The organism is Kitasatospora sp. NPDC054939 (assembly GCF_053610105.1).
Genome location: NZ_JBSGXP010000032.1, coordinates 45,492 through 61,834, shown reverse-complemented (window position 1 = coordinate 61,834; position 16,343 = coordinate 45,492). Strand labels below are relative to the sequence as shown.

The window sequence follows — 16,343 nt, the reverse complement described above, 5'->3', positions numbered from 1 at the left end:
CGCCGGGGCGGGGGCGGCGGCACCGGCCCGGCGGTAGGCTGGCGACAGCGCGCCATGCCGCCGGTCGACGGACCGGGCCGCCGGGACCGCGGGGACGACCGGGTGTCCGGTCCGGACCTCCACTCCACTTCGGCGGGGGCGCGGGCAGCGACGTTCGGTGGTCCCTCCGTGGTGGTCTTCCTTCTCGCTCTGAGCGCCGCCTGTTGTCTCGGGCTCGGATTCGTTCTCCAGCAGCACGCGGCGCAGCGGGCTCCGCGTGCCGACATGCTGCACTGGCGTCTGCTGCTCGACCTGCTGCGGATGCCGCTGTGGCTGCTCGGCACCGGTTTCATGGTCAGCGGCCTGATCCTCAGTGCACTCGCCCTCGACCAGGGCGAAGTGTCGCTGGTGGAACCGCTTCTCGCCACCAACCTGGTCTTCGCGATGGCGCTGTCCCGGCTGCTCACCGGCGAGAGACTCGGCCGCTCCGGCTGGGCCGGGGTACTGCTGCTCGCCCTCGGGGTGACCGCGTTCATCGTGGCGGGCCGCCCCACCGGCGGCGGGGCACCTGCCGGACAGCTGCGCCAGTGGGTGGTCATCGGGATCGTGGTGGGCCTCGCGGTGCTGCTGGTCGCCCTCGCGCGCCGCCTGCCGCTGTTCGAGGAGGCGACGATGCTCGCCCTGGCCGCCGGACTGCTGTACGGCCTGCAGGACGCGCTGACCCGGTGGACCGCCGAGGAGCTGGACCACGGCGGGCTGTCGGCCGTCCTGGGCACCTGGCAGCCGTACGCGGTCGCGGCGGCCGGTGTCGTCGGTCTGCTGCTGGTGCAGAGCGCGTTCGAGGCGGCACCGCTGCGGATGTCGCTGCCCGCGCTGACGGCTGCCCAGCCGCTGACCGGGATCGCCTGCGCGGTGGCGTTCCTCGGCGACCGCCTGCGGGTGACCCCGGGGGCCCTGGCGTGGCAGGCGGTCGGACTTCTGTGCATCGTGATCGGTGTGGTGGTGATCGGGCGCCACCCGGCGATGCCCGGCGGCACTGCCGGTCGGGACGCCGGCGCCGACGACGGCGGCAGCACCGCGAGCGCGGAGAGCGGCACCGCCGACCGCTGAGGCGCCGCCCGGGCGACCGGGGCCCGCACCGGACCGGGTACGGGAAACGCGCTCGCCGCCTCCGCGCACCTGCGGTCGGGCGGAACGGCGCCGGGGAGCGAGACCCGCCCGACGGGCCGTACGGGTCCACGGAGCAGGAGGTTCCGATGTGCTGGAGTGCGCGGGCCGATGCGGCGGCCGGCCTGCTGGTCTCGGGCGTCGGGATCGTGTGCGTGGCCGGGGCGGTACGGCAGTCCCGGGGGCGGGGCCGGGCCGGGCTGCTCCCGCTGGCCGCGCTCCCCCTGGTGCTGGGGGCGCACCAGTTGGTCGAGGCCGTGGTCTGGCTGGGTGCGGACGGCCATCTCTCCTCCTCGTCCGCCGCTCTGGCTCGAACGGTCTGGGCGGTCATCGCTCTTCCACTGCTGCCGGTGCTGGTGCCGGTCGGGGTCTGGCGCGCGGACCGTGCGGCCGCCGCACCGGACCGGACGTCACCGGACCCGGCGGCACCGGGCCGTGCTGCAGCGGGCCGTGCTGCAGCGGACGCCGGGGCCGTGCTGCCCGGGTCGGCTGCCCGCCCCGCGAGCGGGGCGCGCGCCCGCGCCCCGGGGTGGTTCGCCGTGCTCGGTGCGGTCGTCGCCGTACCGCTCGCCGTGGCAGTGGCCGTCGACCCGGTGACCGCCCGCGAGGACGGGCACACCCTCGCGTACGGCGTCGGGGTGCCGTACCCGGCCGTTCTGCTGGCCGGCTACCTGGTGGCGACGGTCGGCTCGCTGCTGGTGAGCACGGACCGGCTGCTCAGGCTGCTCGGGGTGCTGACCGGAGCCGGCGCGGTCGTCGCCGCCCTGCTGTGGCGCACGGCCTTCGTGTCGACGTGGTGTGCGCTGGCCGCGCTGGTCAGCGTCGTCCTGCTGCGCTGGGTGGGGCGGCGGCCGGAGCGGCGAGCGGCTCCGCCGGCCCCACGGGTATCGGCTCCCCCGGCGGACTGACCGCCGCGCCGGTACCTGCGTAGGCACCCGCGGTCGCCACCCCGCCCGGGGCGGACGCGGCGGGTGCGGCCGCTGCCGCGCCCTTGCCGCGCAGGCGGTCCATCTCCCGCCACTCCGGGCGCAGCCCGGCCAGCGCGGTGACCGCGAAGTACAGTCCGCCCGCCGCCAGCAGGGCGGGCGCCAGTCCGGCGAGGGCGACGGCCGCGCCGGCGATCAGGCCGCCGAGCGGGGTGCCGGCCCAGGCCAGCGAGTCGCCGAGGGCACCGACCCGGCCCATGAGTCGGCGGGGCACCCGCTCGAACATGACCGCGCCGAGGATCGGATTGACGAAGCCGGCCCCGAACCCGCCGACGACGAACACCGCCAGCACGGCCCACAGCGGGGCGTCCAGGGCGAGTACCAGGAACCGGGGCGCTCCCCCGAGTGCGAACCCGGCGAAGAACACCGCCCGTCGGGGCAGCCGGTGTGCGACGGCCGCGGCGATCAGGCTGCCGCCGACCGCGGCGACGCCCCAGACGGTGCCGATCAGCCCGATGCCGGCCGGGCCGTGCCCGGACTCCTGGGCCCACACCGGCAGCATGACCGTCAGGAACCCGGCGTCCAGCAGGTTGGTGGCCGCCACCATCACGATCACGGTGAGCAGCAGGGGCTCGCTGCGCAGGAAGGTGAACCCCTCCCGGAACATCCGCCAGTAGCCGTCGGGCGCCGGATGCCCGCCCGCGACGGCGTCGCGCTCGTCGCCGTCGTCGCCGTCGGCGGAGCCCGTCGCGGTGTCGGGGACCGCGGACCGGCCCATGCCGCGGGGGAGCAGCAGCGCCACCACGACCGAGCCCAGCGCGAAGGTGATCGCGTTGATCGTCAGGCCGGCCATCGGGCCGAGCACCGCGACCAGCCCGCCGCCGACGGCCGGGCCGACGGTGGAGGCCAGCCGCTCGACGACACCGGAGAGTCCGGTGGCCCGCTCCAGCGGCAGCCCGCTCCGCTCGGCGGCCTCGGGGACCATGACCTCCTTGGCGAGGTCACCCGGCCCGCGCACCGCGCCCACCACGCCGACCAGCGCCAGCAGCAGCCAGAACGGCAGCAGCCCGAGACCGTGCAGCAACGGGATCAGGCCGACCGAGACCGCACTCACCACGTCCGTCGACCAGGAGACGAGCCGGGGGCCGACCCGGTCGATCAGCGGCCCGGTGAACGCCTTCACCAGCACGTACGGGGTCATCTCGACGAAGGCGACCAGGCCCGTCATGGTGGCGCTGCCGGTGCCGGCGAGCACGAACCAGGGCAGCGCGATGGCCGACACCCGGGTGCCGGTCAGCGAGACCGCCATCGCGGTGAGCACGCCGACCACCGGACGCAGGCTCCGCCGCCCCGCGGTCGGCGCGGTCGGCGGCGCGGTCGCGGTCGCGCCGGTCATCGGTCCTCTTCCGATTCCCGGGCGGCGGCACCACCCTGCTCGTCCTGCGACCGCTCGCCGTGCGGCGCCCCGCCCCCCGCGCCGTCGTCCCGTGCTCCGGTGTCGGACACGGCGCCCGGCTCCGGGAGCGGGCCCGTGGCCGGCTCCTCACCCAGGTCCTCGGCCGTGGCCTCCGGGTCGGGCAGTACCTGGATGGCCAACGCGACCCGCGCACTGCCCTCGGGGGCGGCCGCGAGATCCTCGGGGTCGTCCGGCCGGTACCGACCGACGACCTCGGCCAGTTCGACCGCCAGCCGGTGGGCCTCGTCCGGGGTGAGCCGGAGCATCCAGTCGCTGAGGTCGAAGGCGTGCCGCCAGTCGCGCGGCATGGTCTGGTACGCGCCCAGCGCCTGCTGGGCCCGCCGCGCGTTCGCCGAGACGATGGACTGCCAGTAGGTGAGGGTCGCCTCGGGCTCCTGGTCGGCCAGCGACATGTCCGTCCACCAGGTGAACCGGTGCACCGCCCGCCACCAGCGGTCGCGGGCGTTGCCCCGCTCGCTGTCCTCCTCGACGAAGCCCGCAGTGGCGAGTCGGCGCAGGTGGTAGCTGGTCGCGCCGGAGGTCAGTCCGGTGCGCTCGGCGAGCCTGGTCGCGGTGGACGGCCCGTGGGTGCGCAGCAGCCCGAGGAGTTGGACGCGCACCGGGTGGGCGAGCGCCCGCAGCCCCTTGGCGTCGAGGACGACATGGCTCTCGGGGCTCGCGCCGTGCGGCCAGCCCGGTTCATCGGTCATGGCATCACGCTAGAACGCAAACACTTGTTTGCAAAGGGTCTTTTGCAAACAAGTGTTTGCGGTTCACTCGAACAGTCGAACGAAGGGGCCGGCCGCGGATCAGTCCCGGGCCACCGCCAGCGCCAGGACGAGGGTGAGACCGCCGCCCGGCGTCGACTCGGCGGTCAACCGCCCCCCGGCGGCACGGACCAGCCCCGCGGCCGCCGGGCCGGCCGGCCCGTCCGCGCGCACCCCGGCGAGCAGCCACTGCCGGGTCTCCGGCGGCTCGGAACTGCCGCGGTCGGCCACCCGCAGCTCCACCCGGGCCCGGTCCCCGTCCGGGCCGGCGCCGGGCCCGGCCCCCGGGGACGCGCCCGGACCGCTCACCCAGCCGCCCGACCACCCCGCGAACTGCCCGGGCCCCGACCCGGCACCTCCACGGGCCCCCCTCCCCGGCACCGCCTCGGCGCTGATCAGCACCTTCGCCCCCGCCGGGCTGCGCCGGATGGCGTGGTCGACCAGCCCGGCCAGGGCGGATTCCAGCCGCCGTCCGTCGGCGACCACCACCGGCAGCCCCGCCGGCACCTCCACCACGACCGACGCCGCCCGGCCGCCCCCGCGCAGCACCCGCTGGACCAGTTCGGCGACCTGGACGTGCCGGGACTGCGCGGAGCAGCCCTCCGGGCGGTCGGTCCAGCGCAGCTGGTCGAGTTCCGCCCGGGAGAGCGGGCGGGGGCCCGCCATCGTGCCCCCGCCCGGGGCGGCCTCGCCCGATCGGCCGAACCCGCGCCCGCCGGACACCCGGGCACCCGATGCGACGTAGTCCCAGATCCGTCCCAGTGCCATGCCCCTACCCCTCATGCCTCGCCGGCCGCCCCTGGCCGCCGCGGTCCCGCCGCGACGCACCGGGCGGGCTCGACCCGCCCCTGCGGCCCAGCCTGCGCCCGCCCGGGCCCGTCGACAATCCGGCGCCGGGTCGGGGCCACCCCGCACCTACCCGCCGTTCGGCGGGGTCGGCCACCGTCGAACGACGGGGGGTGCCGGCCGCCGCCGGCCACCGGCCCGACCTGCGCAACCACGCCGCCACCCGCCCGCACCCTGCCGCGCTCACCCCTGTACGCGCCCTGTACGCGCCCCGGTGCGCCCCTGGCGGGAACTCCGCGCGCCCCGGCGGCACCGGTGCGGCGCTCCTAGACTGAGCCCATGGCCCGGCTCAACGACCAGGTACAGGAGCTGCTCCAGGAGTACGCCGACCTGATCTCGATCACCGGCGGCGACGCTTTCCGCGCCCGCGCGTACGAGAAGGCCGCCCGCGCCGTGGGCGGGTACCCGGAGGACATCGCCGGGCTCGATGCCAAGGGACTGCAGCAGATCCCGGGCGTCGGGAAGTCGACGGCGGAGAAGGTCGAGGCGTACCTGCGCAGCGGCCGGATGGAGGCTCTGGAGGCACTGCGCGCCAAGATCCCTTCCGGGGTGCGCGAGGTGATGGCGATCCCCAGCGTGGGGCCGAAGCGGGCCCTGCTCCTGCACCGCGACCTCGGGGTCTCCTCGGTCGACGAGCTGGCCGCGGCGATCCGCGCCGACCGGCTGCGCGAAGTGCCGGGGTTCGGGGAGCGCAGCGGCGACAAGATCCTCCACGGCATCGAGCTGCTCCGGCAGTCCGGCGGACGGACACTGGTCGACACCGCGACGGAGCAGGCCGAGCAGATCGTCGCCGCGCTGAGCGCCGTACCCGGGTGCACCCGCTGCGCCTACGCGGGGTCGCTCCGGCGGATGCGCGAGACGGTCGGCGACATCGACGTGCTCGCGACCGCCGAGGACTCCGCGCCGCTGATGGCCGCACTCACCGCACTGCCGTACGTGGCCGAGGTGATCGCGAGCGGGCCGACCAAGACCTCGGTGCGCACCGCGAAGGGCCTGCAGGTGGACCTTCGCGTGGTGCCCGAGGAGGACTGGGGAGCGGCCCTGCTGTACTTCACGGGCTCGAAGGCGCACAACATCAAGCTGCGGACGATGGCGGTCCGCGCGGGCCTGAAGCTCTCCGAGTACGGGCTGTTCGACGCCGCGAGCGGCGCCAAGGTGGTCTCGGCGACGGAGGACGAGGTCTACGCGGCACTCGGCATGCCGTGGATCGCACCGCCGCTGCGCGAGGACCGCGGGGAGGTGGAGGCCGCGCTGCGCGGCGAGCTCCCGGAGCTGGTCACCGAGGCCGACCTGCGCGGCGACCTGCATACCCACACCGATCTGACCGACGGTCTGGCGACCCTGGAGGAGATGATCGACACGGCCGCCGCGCGCGGCTACGCGTACTTCGCCGTGACCGATCACGCGCCGGACCTGGTCATGCAGCGGATGACGGACGAGAAGATGCTCGCCCAGCGCGCCCGGCTGCGCGAACTCGCCGGGCGGCACCGGCGGATGCGCCTGCTGCACGGGACGGAGCTGAACATCGGGCCGGACGGCGGCGTCGACTGGCCGGCCGAGTTCCTGGCCGGGTTCGACGTCTGCGTGGCCTCCGTCCACTCGCACTTCGGCCTGGACCGGGCCGCCCAGACCAGGCGGCTCGTCCGGGCCTGCGAGAACCCCCACGTGCACGTCATCGGGCACCTCACGACGCGCCGGATCGGCCGGCGGGGCCCGATCGACGTCGACCTGGACGCGGTCTTCGAGGCCGCCGCCCGGACCGGCACCGCGATCGAGATCAACAGCTCCCCGCAGCGGCTCGACCTGCGCGACGAGGACGTGCTGCGCGCCAAGCGCTTCGGCGTGCGCTTCGCGATCGACAGCGACGCCCACGCCACCCGGCACCTGGCCTACCCCCGGTACGGCATCGGAACGGCCCAGCGCGCCTGGCTGACCGGCGACGACGTGATCAACACCTGGACCTGGCAACGGCTGAAGCGATTCCTTCGCAAATCGCCGTAAATCGTGCGGGAAAACTCTGGTGCAGACGGGTCGGGAGGCGCATCATGAGTAGTGGACCTGCGAGGTAGCTGAGGGAGTTCGACCGCAGGAGGCAGTGGCGACAGATCGAGACGGATCAGGGTCTGCCGCTGGTACCTCGGTCGACGATCGAACTGTGAGGCCGGAGGACGTACGAGAGTCCGGAGGCCACCCCCGCCTCGCAGGTTCCGTATGCCTGCGGCCAGAGCACCGGGGGGCCCGGGCGCCAGGACGCCAGGCAGCGGGGGCCAGGACTCCGGGTGCGGGAGATCAGGACTCCGGGCGCGGGTAACCCATCTCCCAGGCGTGCATGGCGATGCCCACCCGGTTCTGCACACCCAGCTTGCGCTGGATGCTGGCGACATGGGTCTTCACCGTCCCCGGCGAGATGAACAACTCCCCCGCGATGTCCGCGTTGGTGCGCCCAGCCGCCACCTGGCCGGCGATCTCCACCTCCCGTTCGGTGAGTTCCACCACGAGTCGCCGCGACGACGACGCCGCCCCGGACACCGCGGCCGGCTTCGGCGACGGCCTCCGCCCCCACCGCGACGCCGGTGCCGCCGCGACGGGCTGCGGTGCGGCCGTCACCCGGCGCAGCAGGCGGACGGTGACCGACGGGCTGATCAGGCTCTCGCCGCTCGCCGCCGCCCGGACCGCCTCGACCAGCAGGGCCGGACCGGAGCGCTTCAGCAGGAAGCCGCAGGCCCCGTACTGGAGCGCCGGGTAGACGTACTCGTCGAGGTCGAAGGTCGTCAGCACCACCACCCGGACCGGCGGCGGCTCCGCAGGTACTGGCCGGGCCCGGTCCGACTGTGTCCCCGTCGCGTCCGGCACCGGCACCCCTGTGTCCGGTGCCGGACGCCGATCCCCCGGCGCCGGTAGCCACGGATCCGCCTCCGCTCCCCCGGGCCCGGCGCCCGGTCCGAGCGACAGGCGGGCCGGCAGTCCGGCCGGCACGCCCGAATCCGGCAACCGGACCAGTCGGCGGGTGAGTTCCAGACCGTCCATGCGGGGCATCCGGATGTCCACCAGCACGACGTCCGGGCGCAGGCGGGTGGCGAGTTCGAGGGCCACCAGACCGTCCTCGGCGTCGCCGACGACCTCGATGTCGGCCTGCTGCTCCAGGATGCGCCGCACGCTCCGGCGCACCGCCTCCTGGTCGTCCGCGATCAGCACGCGGATCGGGGCGGTCGCGGTCGGAGCGTTAGCGGCGGTCGCGGCGGGATCCGCCGACAGCCGGTCGAACTCCCCGTCCGGCGGCGCTGCTTCGGGGCCCGGGGAGGCGGCGGCTTCGGTGCTCGTCACGCCTCGCAGTCTCGCACGGCGCAGCGGCGACACCGTTGGCGGCACGGACGGACGGCGCGTCGGCCGTGGCGGTGCGCCGGGCGGAGGCGCAACGGCCGGTCCGGTCCGGGGAGTCAGGCCCAGCATCAGACACCACCGCCCTTGAGGTCCGTCGGCCGACCGTCCCGCAGGACGGTGAGGCCGCGCGGGACTTCGACGCGGAAGCGGGCGTCGCAGTTGGCGAAGCCGGTACAACCTGCGCGCAGGTCCAGGGTGTTGCCGTCGAGCGTCCAGGAGACCTCCTTCTTCCCGATGTTCTTCGCGTCGAACCAGCGGGTCACCTTGATGTCCTGGCGGTCCGCCGCCACGAGGTCGGTGGCAACCTCGTGGGCACGGACGTCGAGGGTCGGGCCGGCGTAGCTGAAGGTCTTCTCCTCGGGGGTCGCCTTCGACACCGAGGCGCAGCCGCTGACGGCCACCGCCAGGACAAGTACGGCGGAGCCGAGAACGGTGGGCATGGCTGTGGTGCGGGTCCTGGACATAGTGGACGCTCCTCCGGAAGCGGCTGGTCGGTCACGGCTGCCCTACGAGCATCGCCGCCGAGCCGGTCGCTGCCATCTGCCGTTCGGCAGATATCCGGAGAGTGCACACCCGGCCCGAAACGCCGGACGGACTGCGCGGACGGGCCCGCGACCGCGCGTCTCAGCGGCGCCGCACCGGCAGCACGCAGGCCACGCGCCAGCCGTCCGCAAGGGCGTCCGGCCCGGCCTCCAGCGTCCCGCCGTGCGCGGCCGCCCGGTGGGCGAGGCCGGCCAGCCCGGTACCACCCGCACCGCGCCGCCGGAGCAGGCGGCGCACGCCGATCGCCCCGCCCGCTCGCCCCGCGGCGCCGCCGTCCGTCACGGTCACCAGTACCGCGGTCCCGTCTACGGCAGCCGCCGTCGTCGTGTCGATGTGCACGGCCACCTCGCGCGCCCCGGGCGCGTGCCGTCGCACATTGGTGAGCGCCTCCAGCACCACCGCGTACGCGGTCGCCTCGGCCTCTCCGGAGAGCAACCCGACGACCCCGGGCGCCAGCCACGTGGTCGCCCGGACCCCGACGGCCGACGGTTCCGTTCCCGCACCGCCACCCGGACCCGAGTCGCCACCCAAACGCGAACCCGAACCCGAACCCGAACCCGAACCCGAACCCGAGAAACGTTCCACCAGCTCCGGTACGTCCGCAAGCCCGTACACCCGCGGACCGACCACCGACCCGGACGCCCCCGCGCCCCCCGCCACCCCAACCGTCCCGACCACCCCAACCGTCCCGACCACTCCGACCACCCCGACCGCCGGGCCCGCGTCCCCGTCCGCCGCCCCCGGTTCGCGCAGAGCCCCCACCATCTCGTCCATCGAGTCCAGCGCCCGCAGGCCGGCCTCCTCCAGACGCCGCAGCAGCGCGACCGTCTCGGCCGGGTCCTGGCCGGAGGCATGGCCGGAGACCTGGGCGGCTTGGGCCTCCAGCACGATGCCGGTGATCTCGTGGGCGACGAAGTCGTGGAGTCCCCGGGCCACGTCGAGCCGCTGCTCGTGGCGGGCTCGGACCACGGCGCGTTCCCGCCGGACGTCCAGGGTGCGCAGGTAGAGGCCGGCCCCCGCGACGGCGACGGCCGGTGGCAGCGTGAGCAGGACGGCCAGCAGCGAACCCTGCCAACCCGCCTGCGGCGCCTCCAGGGTGAACCGCAGGGGCAGCAGCAGAACGGCCGCACCGGTCAGCGCACCCACCGCCCCCACCTGCCGGGCGGGCACCCCGCGCACCACCCGCCCGCACAGCACCAGCAACGCCGCCCACTCGAACGGTGCCCAGAGTCCGACGAGTCGGTACGGCCCCGGGTACGCCGCGTCGAGCAGCAGCGAACCGCCCGCCACGACGCCCGCCACCGCCCCGAGCGTCACCCGCCGCCCCTGCCGCCACCGGCCACCCGGCGGCGGCCCGTCGGGCGCACGCCGCCACCGCATCCCCGCGACCGCCACGGCGAGCGCGGCCGAGCCGGCGAGCAGCAGGGCGGCGGCCCGTTCGCCGGGCTTCGCCAGCGGGACGGGCGCCAGCACCAGCAACACCGCCGTGCCGCACACGAGTCGGCGGACCGCACGGAGGAGCGCCGGTCGGCGCGCGGGTTCACTCTGCATGCGCCCGAGCGTAGAACGCGGGCCCGCACCGGCCCCGCCCGCACAGGGTCGGTACGTCACGGCCGGGGAGGGCGCCGGCACCGCTCGCACGGGGGAGGCGCGGATCATCCGCCGGGAGGACCGCGGACCCCTCGGATGCGGGATGACTGACGCCACGTCAGCGAGCAGAGTGGTCCGTGCCGGCCGAACCAGGGGCCGGCCCCGCCGGAAGAGGAGTCGCCGCCATGAACCGCCGCACCACCACCCTGCGCATCGGCGCCGCCGTCGCGCTCTGCCTGGCGGTCGCAGCCGTCGCCGTCCAGCCTGCGTCGGCCGTCGCCGTGACGCCCTCCGCGCCCGAACCCCGGGCGGCGCACACCGTGCAGACGGCGCAGCCTGCCCACGACGACAACGACACCCCCGCCGACCGGACCGCGGCACCGACCCGGGTGCGCGGCAGCTTCGGCGTCGTCCTCAACGACGACTTCCCCGCCTTCAAGGGTGATCCGGTGCGGTTCGAGGTCGATGCCCGTACGGGAGTGAACGGCTCGCCCGAACACGCCCGGGGCCGCATGCACGTGACCCATCTGCGCCCGGACGGACGGCTGGTGGCCGATCTGGAGATCAAGGTCGGCTGTGTGGTGGCGGCCGGACGCGACGCGATCGTCACCGGTGTGGTCACCGCGGGCGAGGCCCCGTGGTTCCCCGACATGACGGTGGTGGGCTCCCGGGTCGCGGTGACCGTGCAGGACAACGGCCGGGTGGACCGGGTGGGTTGGGTGATGGGGGCGTTCGGCGCGCCGGTCGCCGACTGCCAGGGGACGGTACCGTTCATCCGCACGTCGAGCGGGACCCTCACCGTGCACGGCTGAGCAGCCGTCGTACGGCACGACCACCGGGCGGCGGCTCCGTTCGCCGTCCGGCACCGGGCGGCGGCTGCGTTCGCCGTCCGGACGGGGACCCGCCGCCGGTCGGGCGCGTCTGAGCCGCGACCGGCCGGCGGTGGGAACGGGGGAACACGGGGGCGGGCGGCGGGGGCGGTGAGCCTCCGCCGCCCGGGCGTCACGACCCGAAGCCGTCCCGGGTGACGACCGCCCGGAGGACCGCGGTCAGGAAGTCGGGCAGGCTCTCCGCCCAGGGCTCGAACCCGACGTCGGACGAGGCCGCGAGCGAACGGTGGACCCGGCCGCCCCGGTCCGCGGCGAACAGCAACCCGCCTCCGTCGCTACCGAACACCACGAGCCCACCTGCGTCCGCCACCTCCGCCGGGACAGCCTCAGCCGAGGCCACCTCCGCCCGGACCGCCTGCGTCGGGGCCACGGCGGCGAGCTCGCGGCGCCATTCGGCCGGCCATTCCGCGGTCATGTGGTGCTCAGTGCGCTGCATGACGGGTGTCTCGCTCTCGGTTCGTCGGACAGCGTACGATCCGATGCTGATCGCCTCCGCAGCGGCGCCGACCGGTCACCGACCGGTCGCTGCCTCGTGGAGATCGCCGCCGACCCGTCCGAGGAGCGCCGAACCGATGGCCGAACCACTGCCCCTGTCCACGGCCACGGCCACCCCCGCACCTCCCGCACCCACAGCACCGGCGACCACGGCCACCCCGGCACCTCGCGCACCTGCGGCCGCAGCGGCCACCGCCGTCTCCGCGCCGGCGCCCCGGAGCGGTTCGGCGCCCGACCCCGGACTGGTCAGCGGCTGGGTCCACGGCTGGGCGGTGTCGCGGCGGACGGCCCAACCGGTCCCGGCGAACGGCGGGCACCGGATCGACGTCGGCCTCCCCGGCCACACCGTGCGCCATGTGCTGCCCGCCGCCGAACCCGAGGTGCTGCGCCGGCTGGCGGCCACCGCCGCCGCGCCCGGGGTGTGGCTGAAGGTGTGCGCGGAGCCCGCGGACGTGGTGCCGCTGCTCGGTCCCGGCTGGCGCACGGGCGACACCGAGTACCTGATGGCCGCGCCGCTGGAGGTGATCGCGCCCTCGCAGGGGGCGCCGGCCGACGCGCCCGCCGGCTACCGGGTCGAGACGATCGCCGACGGCTCGGCGATCGACGTGCGCGTGGTGAGCGCGGACGGCAGTCCGGCGGCCTCCGGCCGGGTCGGCTGCGCGGGGACGGACGCGGTGTTCGACCAGGTGGTGACCGAACCGGAGCACCGCCGCCGGGGGTTGGGCAGCACCGTGATGCGCGCGCTGGCCGAGGCCGCCCGGGCCCGCGGCGCCCGGCGCGGGGTGCTGGTGGCCACCGAGGACGGCCGGGCCCTCTACCTCGCCCTGGGCTGGGACCTGCATGGGCCGGTCGTACCGGCCGTGTTCTCGCCCGCGGACACGCCCACCGGCGCGTGAGCCACCGAGCCGCCCCGACGGGCTCCGCAGACCCGGGCCCCGGGTACGACCGACTCGCACAGGTCGGACCGTACTTCGCCCTCCTCGCCGCCGCCGCGCCGACCGACACCCCGCCGCCGGGGTTCCGCCCGCTGCGCGAGCTGTACGCGACCGGGCCGGACGGGCTGCTCGCCGGACGCGTCCGCGAGGTCGGACGCCAACTCGGCACCGCGGAGCCGCGGGTGGCCGCGTCGATCCTGCACCTCGGGCTGGCGGCGCGCTTCTGGTCGGTCGGCCTCGGCGCGGCGGTGCTGCTCGGCACCGTCCCCGACCTCCACCCCGACCGGGCGCAGGTCCGGGTGCCCGAGCGCGGACCGGTCGACCTGTGGCTGCCGTACGCGCCCCGGGCCGCCGCCGCCGCACCCGGAGCGGATCCCGACCCCGGACCTGGCCCCGCCCCCGACCTCGCCGACGCGCTCCACCGGACCGTACTGCTCGGCCAGTTGGCCCCGCTCGCGGCGGCCGTACGCTCAGCGGCCCCGGTGTCCGCGGGGTTGCTCCGCGGCAACGCCGCCTCCGCCCTGGTGGGCGCGGTGAAGGTGCTGCGGAGCGGGTTGCCCGATCCCGCGGCGGGCCGGACGGCCGAGGCCCTCGCCGTCCGGCTGCTCGCCCGGGAGCCACTGGCCGGCACCCACACCCTGCCGTTCCGCCGGACCAGTTGCTGCCTCTACTACCGGGTCGGCCCGGGCGCCGGGATCTGCGGCGACTGCTGCTTCGACCGCCCGCCGCGCTGACCCCGACGCCCGCGCCCACGGACCGCAGCGCCCGCCCCTCGACGCCCGCGCCTTCCGTACCGCCGGCGCCCCATCCCCCCGACGCCCGCACCCGTAAGCGCCGTACCGCCAGCGCCCGCACCCGGACGGCCTCCGCTCACCCCAGCTCGAAGACCCCGTACGAGAAGCCCTCCGCCCGCAGTTCGCCGTCCACCGCCCGCACGCCCTGGACGTCGAGCGGCCGGACCCGGGGCCTGAACGGTACGGCGGCCGGCTCCCGTCGCGGGTTGACCACCACCACGTACCGGGCACCCCGGACGTACACCAGCGGGTACCCGGCGTGCCGGACGCTCACCCCGGAGCGCGCGCCCAGTCCGGGGTGGGCCCGCCGCAGGGCGATCAGTCGGCGGACGGTGTGCAGCAGCGAGGTCGGGTCGGCCCGCTGGGTGGCGACGTCGGGGCGGGCCGGGTCGGGGTCGACCGGCAGGTAGAGCCGTTCGGCGGGCGCGGTGGAGAAGCCCGCGTTGGGGCCCGGCGTCCACTGCATGGGGGTGCGCGAGCCGGCCCGGTTGTAGCGGGGGCCCAGCACGCTGCCCTCGGTGTCGGGCAGGCCGGGGACGTACCGCATGCCGATCTCGTCGCCGTAGTAGATCGCCGGGAGGCTCGGCCAGGTGAGCAGCAGCGCGAAGGCGGGGGCGAGTTGGTCGGCGGTGCGCGGTCCGGTGGCGAGCCGGGAGAAGTCGTGGTTGGCGGTCGGCAGCGCGATGTGGCCGGCGCCCGCGTTGAGTTCGGCGGCGGAGTGCCAGGCGTCCAGGAAGGCCTGCGGCGAGCCCTGGCCCTCGGCGTCGAAGTAGCACGGGCCCTGCTGCCAGAACTCCTCGACCGTGCCGGCGTTGTTGTTCCAGAGCGAGCGCAGCGGCAGGCCGTGGTCGGGGCCGCCGAACTGGAGGAAGAAGTCGGCGTGGAAGCCGGCGGCGACGGCGGTGGCCGGGTCGCCCCATTCGGCGAACAGCGCGGCATGGGGGTGGGTGAGGTCGAGCCAGTCGCGCAGTTCGCTCCAGAGCTTGGCGGTCTCGGTGAAGCCGGGGTCGTCCTTGACCATCGAGGAGGCCATGTCGACGCGGAACCCGGCGAAGCCTACGGCCAGCCAGTGCGCCATGATCTCGCGGAGCGCGGCGCGGTTGGCGCGCGGGCCTTCGGCGTCCACCGGCTGGCGCCAGGGTTCGTCCGAACGGCCTCGTGCGTAGCCGAAGTTGAGGGCGGGCTGACAGTCGAAGAAGTTCGGCCGGTACCAGCCGGACCGCCCGCCGGGCGAGGCCACGAAGCCGTCCACCGGGCGGTCGGACCAGATGTAGCGGTGGTCGTCGGGGTCGTCGGCGGAGGCCAGGAACCAGGGGTGTCGGTCGGAGGTGTGCGCGGCCACCAGGTCGAGCAGGATGCGGATGCCCCGGCGGCGGGCCGCGTCGACGAGCGCGGCCAGGTCGTCGGCGGTGCCGTAGCGGGGCGCGGGGGCGAGGTAGTCGCTGATGTCGTACCCGGCGTCGCGGAACGGCGAGTCGAAGCAGGGGTTCAGCCAGACGGTGTCCACGCCGAGCCAGGCGAGGTGGTCCAGGCGGGCGGCGATGCCGGCGAAGTCGCCGATGCCGTCGCCGTCGGAGTCCGCGAAGGTCTGGGGGTAGATCTGGTACAGGACGGCGTCGGCGAGCCAGGCGGGGCCGGGGCGGGTCGAGGTCATGGCGGCGGATCCTCCTGCGGGGAGCAGGACGGCCGGGTCCGTACGCCCGGGGCCGTCCGTGCGGGGGCCGGGCCTCAGATTCTCGTCCAATCCCCGCCGTCCCGACAGTCCGCCTCGGCACGCGCCGCCGCACCTTCGCGCCCACCGGCACCCGCCGCCGCACCCTCACGCCTGCCCACCGCCGCACCCACCGGCACCCCGCCACGCCGCGCCGCCGCCGAACCCGTCTCCCGCCGTCCCCCGCCCCCGCTACCCCCGCCCGCAGGCGGCCGTGAACGCCCGGGCCCGCCGGGTGATCTCCGCCCACTCCCCCGCCGCCACCGCCGCCGGCGGCACCACGTCCGTCCCGGCGCAGACCGCGAGCGCGCCGTGGGCGAGGAACGCGGCCGCGTTGCCCGCGTTGACCCCGCCGGAGGCGACCAGCGGCACCCCGGGGTAGGGGCCGCCGAGGTCCTTGAAGTAGCCGGGCCCGAAGGCCTTCGCCGGGAAGATCTTGACGGCCGCGGCGCCGAGGTCGACCGCCTGGGCGACCTCGGTGGGGGTGAGCGCGCCGAGCACGACGGCCACCCCGGCAGCGTGCGCCACCTCGGCGACCTCGGGCCGGCAGCCGGGGGTGACCAGGAACGAGGCGCCGGCCGCGATGCCCTGTTCGGCCTGCTCGGCGGTCAGCACGGTGCCGACGCCGACCCGGTGGCCGGCCGCGGCGGCAACGGCGAGGTGCTCGGTCACCTCCGGTGTGGTGAAGGTGAGTTCGGTCCAGCCGATGCCGCCCTCGGCGAGTGCGGCGCAGAGTGCGGCGGCGTCGGGTATCCGCGGGGCGCGGACCACGGCGATCACCGGGTCGGCGGCCAGTTCGGCCCGGACGGTGGCGAGTACGGCTGCTGCGGGGCTCATGCGGCTCGGGCTCATACGGCTCAGGC

Annotated in this window: 15 protein-coding genes; 6 read left to right on the top strand and 9 right to left on the bottom strand. The window is 75.8% G+C overall.

The annotated features are described in order from the left end of the window. Nucleotides 1-168 precede the first annotated feature (168 nt). A complete protein-coding gene (locus tag ACWGB8_RS12470) occupies nt 169-1,089 on the top strand; it encodes a DMT family transporter (RefSeq protein ID WP_452212877.1) in 921 nt (306 codons plus the stop codon). Between the two features lie 146 nt (nt 1,090-1,235). Beyond that, the gene (locus ACWGB8_RS12465; RefSeq protein ID WP_452212870.1) at nt 1,236-2,054 is read left to right on the top strand and encodes a DUF6629 family protein; all 819 of its coding nucleotides are present in this window, start codon (nt 1,236-1,238) and stop codon (nt 2,052-2,054) included. Here ACWGB8_RS12465 and ACWGB8_RS12460 read toward each other — a convergent pair. The 3 genes from ACWGB8_RS12460 to ACWGB8_RS12450 all read right to left on the bottom strand — a co-directional run bounded on the left by ACWGB8_RS12460 (nt 1,963) and on the right by ACWGB8_RS12450 (nt 5,063). Then, complete coding sequence (locus tag ACWGB8_RS12460) at nt 1,963-3,468, bottom strand: MFS transporter (protein WP_452212869.1); 1,506 nt, start codon at nt 3,466-3,468, stop codon at nt 1,963-1,965. The two genes, ACWGB8_RS12465 and ACWGB8_RS12460, sit on opposite strands and share 92 nt — an antisense overlap. Next, entirely contained in the window at nt 3,465-4,238 is a 774-nt protein-coding gene (locus ACWGB8_RS12455; RefSeq protein WP_452212867.1) for an ArsR/SmtB family transcription factor, read from the bottom strand. The genes ACWGB8_RS12460 and ACWGB8_RS12455 overlap by 4 nt, the downstream gene beginning before the upstream one ends. 99 nt (nt 4,239-4,337) lie before the next feature. Continuing rightward, nucleotides 4,338-5,063 (bottom strand): hypothetical protein, encoded by a 726-nt coding sequence (locus ACWGB8_RS12450; protein ID WP_452212865.1) that lies wholly within the window; start codon nt 5,061-5,063, stop codon nt 4,338-4,340. A gap of 357 nt (nt 5,064-5,420) precedes the next feature. On the opposite strand from ACWGB8_RS12450, the gene polX reads away from it, so the two are divergent. Then, entirely contained in the window at nt 5,421-7,142 is a 1,722-nt protein-coding gene (polX, locus tag ACWGB8_RS12445; protein WP_452212863.1) for a DNA polymerase/3'-5' exonuclease PolX, read from the top strand. 288 nt (nt 7,143-7,430) lie between these two features. Here the strand turns inward: polX and ACWGB8_RS12440 are convergent, their stop codons facing one another. From ACWGB8_RS12440 to ACWGB8_RS12430, 3 genes are all read right to left on the bottom strand, one after another. Then, nucleotides 7,431-8,396 carry a response regulator gene (locus ACWGB8_RS12440; protein ID WP_452212876.1) on the bottom strand — a complete coding sequence of 322 codons (966 nt, stop codon included), beginning with the start codon at nt 8,394-8,396 and terminating at the stop codon, nt 7,431-7,433. 194 nt (nt 8,397-8,590) lie between these two features. Continuing rightward, nucleotides 8,591-8,986, bottom strand: coding sequence for a hypothetical protein (locus ACWGB8_RS12435; protein ID WP_452212861.1), 396 nt, complete (start codon nt 8,984-8,986; stop codon nt 8,591-8,593). A 160-nt stretch (nt 8,987-9,146) separates the two neighbouring features. After that, a complete protein-coding gene (locus ACWGB8_RS12430) occupies nt 9,147-10,616 on the bottom strand; it encodes a histidine kinase (protein WP_452212860.1) in 1,470 nt (489 codons plus the stop codon). Between the two features lie 224 nt (nt 10,617-10,840). On the opposite strand from ACWGB8_RS12430, the gene ACWGB8_RS12425 reads away from it, so the two are divergent. Then, nucleotides 10,841-11,467: a hypothetical protein gene (locus ACWGB8_RS12425; RefSeq protein ID WP_452212858.1), complete on the top strand. Its 627-nt coding sequence runs from the start codon at nt 10,841-10,843 to the stop codon at nt 11,465-11,467. Between the two features lie 190 nt (nt 11,468-11,657). Here the strand turns inward: ACWGB8_RS12425 and ACWGB8_RS12420 are convergent, their stop codons facing one another. After that, nucleotides 11,658-11,981 carry a hypothetical protein gene (locus ACWGB8_RS12420; RefSeq protein ID WP_452212856.1) on the bottom strand — a complete coding sequence of 108 codons (324 nt, stop codon included), beginning with the start codon at nt 11,979-11,981 and terminating at the stop codon, nt 11,658-11,660. Between the two features lie 136 nt (nt 11,982-12,117). On the opposite strand from ACWGB8_RS12420, the gene ACWGB8_RS12415 reads away from it, so the two are divergent. Together ACWGB8_RS12415 and ACWGB8_RS12410 are read left to right on the top strand one after the other, a co-directional pair. Continuing rightward, entirely contained in the window at nt 12,118-12,936 is an 819-nt protein-coding gene (locus ACWGB8_RS12415; protein WP_452212855.1) for a GNAT family N-acetyltransferase, read from the top strand. After that, nucleotides 12,933-13,709, top strand: coding sequence for a (2Fe-2S)-binding protein (locus tag ACWGB8_RS12410; RefSeq protein ID WP_452212854.1), 777 nt, complete (start codon nt 12,933-12,935; stop codon nt 13,707-13,709). Before ACWGB8_RS12415 ends, ACWGB8_RS12410 begins: the two co-directional genes overlap by 4 nt. 136 nt (nt 13,710-13,845) lie before the next feature. On the opposite strand, the gene ACWGB8_RS12405 is transcribed toward ACWGB8_RS12410, so the two are convergent. After that, nucleotides 13,846-15,423, bottom strand: coding sequence for an alpha-amylase family glycosyl hydrolase (locus ACWGB8_RS12405; RefSeq protein ID WP_452212852.1), 1,578 nt, complete (start codon nt 15,421-15,423; stop codon nt 13,846-13,848). A gap of 249 nt (nt 15,424-15,672) precedes the next feature. Then, on the bottom strand, nt 15,673-16,317 hold the full coding sequence (locus ACWGB8_RS12400) for a bifunctional 4-hydroxy-2-oxoglutarate aldolase/2-dehydro-3-deoxy-phosphogluconate aldolase (protein WP_452212850.1): 645 nt from the start codon (nt 16,315-16,317) through the stop codon (nt 15,673-15,675). Between the last annotated feature and the right edge of the window lie 26 nt (nt 16,318-16,343).